At 39.4% G+C, this 9,573-nt stretch carries 8 protein-coding genes; 4 read left to right on the forward strand and 4 right to left on the reverse strand.

Features of this window, described 5'->3' with window-relative positions:
• The first annotated feature begins 31 nt into the window (after positions 1 to 31).
• Positions 32 to 1,033: an alpha/beta fold hydrolase gene (locus B5G52_RS21410; protein ID WP_087534669.1), complete on the forward strand. Its 1,002-nt coding sequence runs from the start codon at positions 32 to 34 to the stop codon at positions 1,031 to 1,033.
• 398 nt (positions 1,034 to 1,431) lie between these two features.
• Here the strand turns inward: B5G52_RS21410 and B5G52_RS21415 are convergent, their stop codons facing one another.
• The 4 genes from B5G52_RS21415 to B5G52_RS21425 form a co-directional block, all read right to left on the reverse strand.
• Positions 1,432 to 1,629 (reverse strand): CPXCG motif-containing cysteine-rich protein, encoded by a 198-nt coding sequence (locus B5G52_RS21415; RefSeq protein ID WP_087534670.1) that lies wholly within the window; start codon positions 1,627 to 1,629, stop codon positions 1,432 to 1,434.
• Between the two features lie 102 nt (positions 1,630 to 1,731).
• Positions 1,732 to 2,631, reverse strand: coding sequence for a S41 family peptidase (locus tag B5G52_RS21420; RefSeq protein WP_254911266.1), 900 nt, complete (start codon positions 2,629 to 2,631; stop codon positions 1,732 to 1,734).
• A gap of 61 nt (positions 2,632 to 2,692) precedes the next feature.
• Positions 2,693 to 3,043 carry a hypothetical protein gene (locus B5G52_RS22480; protein WP_254911267.1) on the reverse strand — a complete coding sequence of 117 codons (351 nt, stop codon included), beginning with the start codon at positions 3,041 to 3,043 and terminating at the stop codon, positions 2,693 to 2,695.
• 142 nt (positions 3,044 to 3,185) lie between these two features.
• Positions 3,186 to 4,706, reverse strand: coding sequence for an aldehyde dehydrogenase family protein (locus B5G52_RS21425; RefSeq protein WP_087534671.1), 1,521 nt, complete (start codon positions 4,704 to 4,706; stop codon positions 3,186 to 3,188).
• A 174-nt stretch (positions 4,707 to 4,880) separates the two neighbouring features.
• On the opposite strand from B5G52_RS21425, the gene B5G52_RS21430 reads away from it, so the two are divergent.
• The 3 genes from B5G52_RS21430 to B5G52_RS21440 all read left to right on the forward strand — a co-directional run bounded on the left by B5G52_RS21430 (position 4,881) and on the right by B5G52_RS21440 (position 9,529).
• Entirely contained in the window at positions 4,881 to 5,810 is a 930-nt protein-coding gene (locus B5G52_RS21430) for an AraC family transcriptional regulator (RefSeq protein WP_087534672.1), read from the forward strand.
• 170 nt (positions 5,811 to 5,980) lie between these two features.
• Positions 5,981 to 7,066 (forward strand): methyl-accepting chemotaxis protein, encoded by a 1,086-nt coding sequence (locus B5G52_RS21435; protein ID WP_087534673.1) that lies wholly within the window; start codon positions 5,981 to 5,983, stop codon positions 7,064 to 7,066.
• A gap of 282 nt (positions 7,067 to 7,348) precedes the next feature.
• Entirely contained in the window at positions 7,349 to 9,529 is a 2,181-nt protein-coding gene (locus B5G52_RS21440; protein ID WP_087534674.1) for an OsmC domain/YcaO domain-containing protein, read from the forward strand.
• The last annotated feature ends 44 nt before the right edge of the window (positions 9,530 to 9,573 follow it).

A 9,573-nucleotide genomic window follows, 5' to 3' on the forward strand; every position in this document is an offset into this window, starting at 1 on the left:
TAATGATTGCACTTAATACTTGAATTCAAGCGTGTATAAAGTATGGCAATTAGGTATTTTTCTATTATTAAGTTCTGTGGCACATAGCCAGGAAAAGACTGAAAAACTAAGTTACGATGGACTACTAAGTAATTATAAGTACGACTTTACTACTCAATTTTTTGATATTAAATCTCAACAGCTGTCATTAAAAATGGCGTATATCTATTTACCGCCCAAAACAGATAAACCAGTTGTAACCCTCATGCATGGTAAAAACTTTAACGCCCATTATTGGACTTCAACAGCACTGCTTTTACAATCCCTTGGATATGGTGTGCTAATGCCCGATCAAATAGGCTTTGGTAAATCGGCAAAACCAATAAATTATCAGTATTCATTTGCAGCACTTGCTCATCATACTCACGCTTTATTAAAATCACTTAATATTACAAAGTCGATTGTATTAGGCCACTCAATGGGCGGCATGCTTGCCAGTCGTTTTGCATTGATGTATCCAAACACCACTGAAAAACTCATCCTGATGAACCCAATCGGGCTCGAAAACTACCTTGAATATGTTGATTACAAAGACACTAACTTCTTTTATAAAAACGAGCTTGCAAAAACACCAGCAGGCGTTAAAAAGTATCAACAAAAAAATTACTACGATGGTCAATGGAATAGTCAGTTTGAATCACTCACCCACTTTATAACAGGGCAAATTCAAGGCCCGGATAAAGAGCTAGTTGCATGGGTTAATGCCAAAACTTACGACATGATTTTTACCCAACCGGTAATCACTGAATTTAGCAATTTTAAGATGCCCGTAAAGCTCATTATTGGCACACGTGACAGGACAGGCCCTGGCCGTAATTGGAAAAAACAAGGTGTAAACTATGAATTGGGTCGTTACGATAAATTAGGCAAATCAGCCGCAGCGCTTATTCCAAATTCAGAACTATTTGAATTAAATAACTTAGGACATCTACCGCATATTGAAGACTTTACGCGTTTTAAAAACGTGCTTTTAAAGGCATTGGAAGACAAGTAGTTTTACTTTGTCGCATTTAGAGGTTAAAAAGCGACTTGGATTAAGTTAAACATTTAACTTAAAGCTTAACTAGTAGTTGCTTTTTTATTTAATATAAATTTATCTTTCAAGGTTGTGAAGTAAGTGTTTGAAATTAACAATGATGTATATAGTCACCTGAAAAAAAGATACCCTTGCATAAAGTGCAAGCATTGGGGAAAGTTCAGTGACGAATATTGCCACCACTGCTTTCATACCTTTACCCATCAAGACAAATGGACAATGCGTAACGCATACTTAAAAAACCGCAACCATAATTGGCATCACAGTATATATTTAGCTATATTTGTACTGTTTATTATTGCGATTTTTCTATTTTAAAATCACAGCTTAACTAAAGTCTGATTTATATTTCGCTATCAATAACTTTCGTCATCACTAAACACCCTAACCGACAGTTCTTCATCCATTGTTTCAAATACCAAAAAATTAATCGGTTTACAGCACACTTGACAGTCTTCAATGTATTGTTGATCTATGACCGCAGGGTCAAGTAATACATCTATATGCTCACCACAATAAGGGCAGGCGATAGTTTTTTCTGTTAATTGATTCATAAATAAAGCTCCTGCCGGTTTTATGTTTACGAAATACTCCGTCAAAACCTGTGTTTGAATAAAATAGCTTGTTTAATACGCTCACTAAGCAAGCAAATACAGTTACTCTAGCAAACTATTAACTTGCTTAAGTAAAGCCTCAGTTGTCCATTCAAGTCCATAATATGGAATATCTGGCTGATAATAGAATCCTTTTTCACGGGGCCTGTCTACGTACACTTTATTAGGAATAATCACCTTACTCAACCCCGAAGGTGTATCGATTAACCTTACTTCCATATAAGTAGAGTCTGAACTACTTGGCGCGCCAAATAGCGCTGTATTTGAAAACAGCTTAAAGATATCAACAGCATCCAGGCAGGCGCTACCGCACTGCCCTGGTACAATCACTATCGCTTTATTTTGAAAGTCGCTGCTTGTTACTTCAACTAAACTTTGCTCAGGAGGCTGATTATGCTCTACGTAAAACGCATCACCTTTATTTAGCGATAGTTGCATGCCCGCAGAAACTTCTTTTACCATTTCGTACATTTCAGGTTGGTCTTTTAAAACTGCCTTTAATGACTCTACATATTCGGTATTTTCTTTTGATGCGCGCCACCAAACTTGAGTTTTTGCGTTCGCTTTTTCTCTACGATAACTAACAATTTGTTGCCCCCATAACTGCTCTGCAACTTTTAGACTCCAAAAAGAAGATCCCCCTTGGTTATGGCGAAGATCAAGAATTACCGCTTTGGCCGTTAATAACTGGGCGCGCTGCTTTGCTAAATCGGCAAATAGTTTTCGGTAATCAGCCTGTTGTTGTTCATTGGGTGAAAATGTTGGCATTGCAATCCAAGCGATATCCTTATTTGCCCAATGAAGACCGATAGGGAGCTCATCCCCATTAAAAGCATGTCCTAGTTGCTCGCGAACGTTTTGTCGGCGAACAGACCACTTAAGTTGCACACTATAAGTCGCTCCATTTACGTTGACAAAATCACAGCTTTTTATTTTAGTCAAAAATGGGTTTCCTTCATCAATAAGCAATCGCCGGCCTTGATTCCACCATTGCCTAGGCAGCTCAACCTGCCCATGAAATGTAAAAATGGTTTTGCGTATTAAAACGTGCAATTGCAGCTGCATAGGCCTGAGGCGTTGTTACTTGTTTAGCAAGCTCTAGGGCTTGGTATCTAGCACTATCGAGTAACTCTGGAAAATCAAGGTTGAGTTTGTCAAACAGACCCGGGTGATTCGCCGCTGTTTGCGCGTAGGCATATTGAATATCTTGCTCTGTTACAGCTTGCCACTGCGTTGCAGTTCGCTGCAGATCCTGCATAGAGCTGGCTTCATCATTTTGCGCATAAACATGGGCTGCTAGTAAAGACATAACGACCACTAGTAGCTTAGGAGACGATTTAACCACCTTCTTCATACAAATCCTTTTTAATTATTATATTTTACTGATACCTAAGTAAACCAAACTCTAAAATGTAACTAGTTTATATACAAAAAAGCGCAGCCAGTGGCCACGCTTTGCATTACTTAATTAAATTACAGCTTCGCTTAAACCGCGTTTAAAAAAAGCCGAGTGGATCTTCGCTGTAGCTAACCAACAAATTTTTAGTTTGCTGATAATGGTCAAGGGCGAGTTTGTGGGTTTCGCGACCTATGCCTGATTTTTTATAGCCGCCAAATGCAGCATGGGCTGGATACATATGGTAACAGTTCGTCCACACACGGCCGGCCTCTATCTTACGGCCAAAGTGATAAGCGCGATTCATATTACGGCTCCATACGCCTGCACCTAAACCAAACTCTGAGCTGTTAGCAAGTTCAAGCGCTTCTGCTTCATCTTTAAAGGTCGACATTGAAATAACTGGGCCAAAAATTTCTTCTTGGAAAACTCGCATATCGTTAGTACCTTTAAGCAAAGTAGGCTGAATGTAATAACCGCCATTTAGCTCATCACTTAATTGCTCAACATTACCTCCCGTGAGTACTTCTGCCCCTTCTTTTTTACCAATTTCAATATAACTAAGAATTTTATCAAACTGAGCTTGTGATGCTTGCGCACCCACCATGGTTTCACTATCAAGGGGATTGCCACGTTTAATTTGTAAAGTGCGCTGTAAAATACGTTCAATAAACTGCTCGTAAATATCTTCTTGAATAAACAAACGCGACGGGCAAGTACACACTTCACCTTGATTAAAGTAAGCAAGCACCGCACCTTCAATGGCTTTACTTAAAAATGAATCGTCTTTGTCCATCACATCGTTAAAGAATATATTGGGTGATTTCCCCCCAAGCTCAACAGTGGATGGAATAATGTTATCTGCGGCACATTTTAAAATATGTGAGCCAACTGGCGTCGAGCCAGTAAAGGCAATTTTAGCGATACGAGTACTGGTTGCCAGTGCCTCCCCAGCTTCTTTACCAAAGCCATTTACGACATTTAAAACCCCTGCTGGTAGCAGATCACCAATAATTTCCATCAATACTAAAATGGAGGCTGGAGTTTGCTCCGCGGGTTTTAGAATCACACAATTCCCCGCAGCAAGCGCTGGCGCGAGCTTCCAAGCAGCCATCAAAATAGGGAAGTTCCAAGGGATTATTTGCCCGACTACGCCCAGCGGCTCGTGAAAATGATAGGCAACGGTGGTTTCGTCTATCTCACCAATACTGCCTTCTTGGGCGCGAATACAACCGGCAAAATAGCGAAAATGATCTGCTGCCAGCGGAATATCGGCCACTAAAGTTTCGCGAATTGCTTTACCGTTATCCCATGTTTCTGCAACAGCGAGTAGCTCTAAGTTTTGTTCAATACGATCAGCAATTTTTAATAAAATATTGCTACGCTCTGTGACTGAAGCTGTGCCCCAAGCCACTTTTGCTTCGTGGGCTTTATCAAGCGCAAGCTCAATATCCGCTTTATCTGAGCGCGGTATTTTACAAAATACCTTACCGTTTACAGGACTAATATTTTCAAAGTACTGGCCATTAACTGGCTCAACCCATTGCCCACCAATATAATTACCATACTGAGATTTAAAGTTAATGAGTGCACCGTCACTGCCTGGATTTGTATAGATCATTGTGTGTGTCCTATATTCAAGTTGTTGTTAAATTCACTGCCGAAAAGGCAAATCTAGCGGGGAATTATTGGTTATTTATCCGCCATTTATTGACATTAGCGCATAACAGGCTTACAAACTTGATTACCGGTCCAAAAAACGTGTCTGTGTGTCCAGACTTACAAGTGAGGTAAAATGGCGGCTTATTTAACTAAAGATAAACTCACCAAACAGCGACAAGCAGTTGATGTACTTATAGAAAACAAAGTTACTTTTGCCTCAGATAACGCACAGCTGAGTATTTACGATACCTACCAGGATGCACAAAAAGTGGCGCTGCATTCCAGCGAACTATTGTTTTGCGGCATGATCAGCGGTAAAAAAATCATGCATGTTGGCGACAGTGATTACCACAAAGAGTTTTTACCACAGCAGTCATTTGTGCTAGCACCTGAGCAAGGTGTACTGATTGATTTTCCAGAAGCGTCAGTTAAACAACCAACCACCTGTTTAGCAATTGAAATAAGCCGTGATAAAATTAGCCAAGTCGCTGATGCACTTAATATGCAGCAACAAATAAGCAATGATGATTTTTTTCAATACATCCCTAAACTTATCCATGCCGAGCATAATCAACAAACCCAACAGTTACTTGAGCGTATGATTGGTTTATTCAGTGAAAACGAGCAAGATCGACATTATTTAATAGAGCTTTCAGTTAATGAATTAATCACTCGCCTGTTACAACAACAAAGTCGCGATTTAATGCTCGCTAATTGCCATCAACCACAAATTAATTGCAGCCTTAATAACGCGCTGGATTACTTAGCTGAAAACCTTAATCAACCTCTCGATATCGATAAGTTATGCAAAATAGCCTGTATGAGCCGCAGTAAGTTTTATCAACAATTTAAACTTGCGTTTGGACAAAGCCCTGCATTATGGCTACAACAATTACGACTTAAGAAAGCACAAACCCTACTAAAATCAGGTCAAAAAGTAAGTGCTGTATGCTACGAATTGGGCTTTAATAACCCAAGTCATTTTAGCCGTTTATTTAAACAAGCTTTTGGCATAACGGCTAAAAGTATTGCGATGAAAGTAAAACAAGACAAACATAGTTAAAATAGCTCTATAAAAATAATGGCTTTAAATTAAGATATTTTGACACACATCACATATAAACAGGAAAAACGATACAAAAGTTAATTTTTTTAGTCGGTAGATATATACTATGGTTAGTTTATTTTAATTTTTACAACAGTATTTTTTAAGTATTGTTCTAGGAAGCTTATATGTTTGTCGCGAAAAAAAGCTATTTATCAGTTAAGAATAAATATGATGGATTATTAAAAGAAGTCGAGGCATTAAAAGCTAACAACAATGCCCTTACTATTGAAAACCAAGAATTACAAGAGCAGCTCAACCACTTTACAGCCAATGATAATAACGAATTTAAGGAAAGCTTATTAACAAGTTCAATTGAGTGTATCAACCAAATAGAGCATGTTCGTCAAACTGTTTTAGAGTCATATCTTACAATTGATGAAGAAAGCAAAGTGAGTTATCAAATAAGTGAGTTACTTGATAACTCAAACACATCACTGAGTCACATCGTCCATGAGATGGAACAAATGGCACGCAAAATGGGGAGTATGACTGACAATATTTCAGGCCTTTCTAACATGGCTGACAGTATAAATGATTTTGTTGTTACCATTTCTAAAATTTCAGATCAAACAAACCTACTTGCTTTAAATGCCGCTATAGAAGCCGCTAGAGCTGGTGAAGCAGGCCGAGGTTTCAGTGTTGTTGCGGACGAAGTTAGAACATTAGCAACCAATACCAATCAATCTGCACAGGAAGTATCTGAGCTTGTGAAAGGGATCATAGATAAAACAACTGAAACCGTTAACTCAGTCTCTGATATTCAACATAATAATTCTCAACTATCTACTAATTTCGATTCTTTAAACAGTGATTACAGTACTATTATCAGCCACTGCACAAATATGAAGAACACAATCACGAGCGCAGCTATTCGATCGTTTATTCAAACAGTTAAACTTGATCATATTGTGTGGAAAGGAGAGGTATATGCCGTTGCAAATGGCTCTTTGAATAAGTCAGTTGATGACTTTACTGATCACACTATGTGTCGTTTAGGCCAATGGTACAACTCTGATCAGGCTCTGGATTTTAAAAACCTTAATGCGTTCAAACAACTTGAAGAACCACATAGAGAAGTGCACCGCAATGGTGTTGAAGCTTTAGTTCTTATTCATAATAATGAAAGAATTAAAGCAATCAAGCATATAAACTTAATGGAGGCTGCAAGTGAGCAAGTAATGAGTTTACTCGATAGACTCATGGCTCCCTAAACTAGCTTATAAGATAGAGGTTCGTTTACTCAGGCTAACCTCTACTCAATCATTTAATGAGCCATGCAGTTACTCAATTGCCTTATACTTTGCTTTAACTTTACTCATGCCAACTGGCTAACGCCAGCAGAGCTTGTTCTTTTGAAAATTAACCTCGACTATTACTTGTATCTGCTCCCCTAAAAAGCGGATAATTGCAGCTAAATGAAAATATACTGATCAAGCCTGGCACAAACACTTAGCTGCCTTGCTTTTTAGTGCGCATGAAGGTGGACCAACTCAATGGAAATTAAAGTTAATTTTCTCGATAATCTTAGGTTAGAAGCTAAGTTTGACGATTTTTCTGTGATCGCAGATCAACCAATCCGTTATAAAGGGGATGGCTCTGCGCCAAGTCCATTTGACTATTTTTTAGCATCGTCAGCTTTATGCGCTGCGTACTTTATAAAAGTGTATTGCAATGCTCGTGATATTTCGACCGACGGCATTCGTGTTGCGCAAAACAACATCGTTGACCCTGAAGATCGTTACAATCAAATTTTCCAAATTCAAGTTGAGCTGCCTGAAAGCATTTCTGAAAAAGACCGTACCGGTATCCTACGTTCAGTTGACCGCTGTACAGTTAAGCGCGTTATTCAAACCAAGCCTGAATTTAAAATTGACGCAGTAGAAAGCCTCGATAACGATGCCCAAGCCATGTTAATGGCAAAGCCTGAGGGTAGCGAAAATACCTTTATTCTAGGTAAAGACTTGCCTCTTGAGCAAACCATTGCAGATATGACCGCGATTTTAGCCGACTTAGGTATGAAGATTGAAATCTCATCGTGGCGCAATATCGTACCAAACGTATGGTCGTTACATATTCGTGATGCCGCCTCTCCAATGTGTTTTACCAATGGGAAAGGCGCAACCAAAGAAAGCGCATTGTGCTCTGCCCTTGGCGAGTTTATCGAGCGCTTAAATTGTAACTTTTTCTATAATGATCAATTCCTTGGTGAAGAAATTGCCAACAGTGAGTTTGTCCATTACCCAAATGAAAAATGGTTTGCACTTACCGATGACGATTCATTGCCAGAAGGCATTTTAGACGACTACACGCTAAGCATTTATAACCCTGAAGATGAGCTGTGTGGTTCGCACCTAATCGACACTAACTCAGGTAATGTTGAACGCGGTATTTGCTCTATTCCCTATGTACGTCAATCTGACGGCGAAACCGTATACTTCCCATCAAACTTGATTGAAAACTTATTTTTAAGTAACGGCATGAGCGCCGGTAATAACTTTGCCGAAGCCAAAGTACAATGTTTATCTGAGATTTTTGAGCGTGCGGTTAAGCGCCAAATTATCGAGCAAGAAATTGTATTACCAGACGTACCAGACGCAGTGCTTGCTAAATACCCAGGTATTGTTGCCGGTATTAAAGGGCTAGAAGAGCAAGGCTTTCCAGTTGTGGTAAAAGATGCCTCGCTTGACGGTCAATTTCCAGTAATGTGCGTGACCTTAATGAACCCAAAAACTGGTGGTGTATTTGCTTCATTTGGCGCGCATCCAAGTTTTGAAGTCGCCCTTGAACGTAGCTTAACTGAGCTATTACAAGGTCGCAGCTTTGAAGGTTTAAATGACGTACCAAAACCAACATTTAACAGTATGGCCGTATCTGAGCCGGAAAACTTTGTTGAACACTTTATTGACTCAACAGGTAAAATCTCGTGGCGCTTTTTCAGTGCCAAGCACGATTATAACTTTGTTGAATGGGACTTCTCGGGTACGAACGAAGAAGAAACGGCAAGCCTATTCGGTATTTTAAAAGACTTAGGTAAAGAAGCATACATTGCTGAGTTTTCAGATTTAGGCACTGCATGTCGTATTTTAGTGCCTGATTACTCTGAAGTTTATCCTGTTGAAGATTTAATTTGGGATAACACCAATAAATCCCTTAAATACCGTGAAGACATTTTAAACCTGCACAGTTTAAATGAAGATCAACTGGCCGATTTAGTTGAGCGCTTAGAAGACAGCCAGCTTGATAACTATATCGACATTATCACCCTAATTGGCGTTGAGTTTGACGAAAACACCGTTTGGGGCCAGTTAACGATTCTTGAGCTTAAGCTGTTAATTTACTTAGCACTGGGTGACTTAGAAGCGACGATGGAGCTGGTTGAAACCTTCTTACAATTTAACGATAACACCGTTGAACGCGGGTTATTTTACCAAGCAATGCATGCAACGCTGGAAGTTGCCTTAAGTGATGACCTGGAAATAGAAGACTATATTTATAGCTTTACTCGTATGTTTGGCCAAGAAGTCATGGATGCCGTGGTAGGCTCAATCAATGGCGATGTTGTGTTTTATGGCTTAACACCGACCAACATGCAACTTGAAGGGTTAGAGCGTCATCAGCGTTTAATTGACAGCTACAAAAAACTTCACGCCGCACGCGCTGAAAAAGCTAAATAAAGAGTATGAGTGCGAGTTTGCGAGTTTGCGAGTTTGCGAGTTTG

The organism is Pseudoalteromonas sp. A601, from assembly GCF_002165575.1.
Lineage (GTDB): Bacteria > Pseudomonadota > Gammaproteobacteria > Enterobacterales > Alteromonadaceae > Pseudoalteromonas.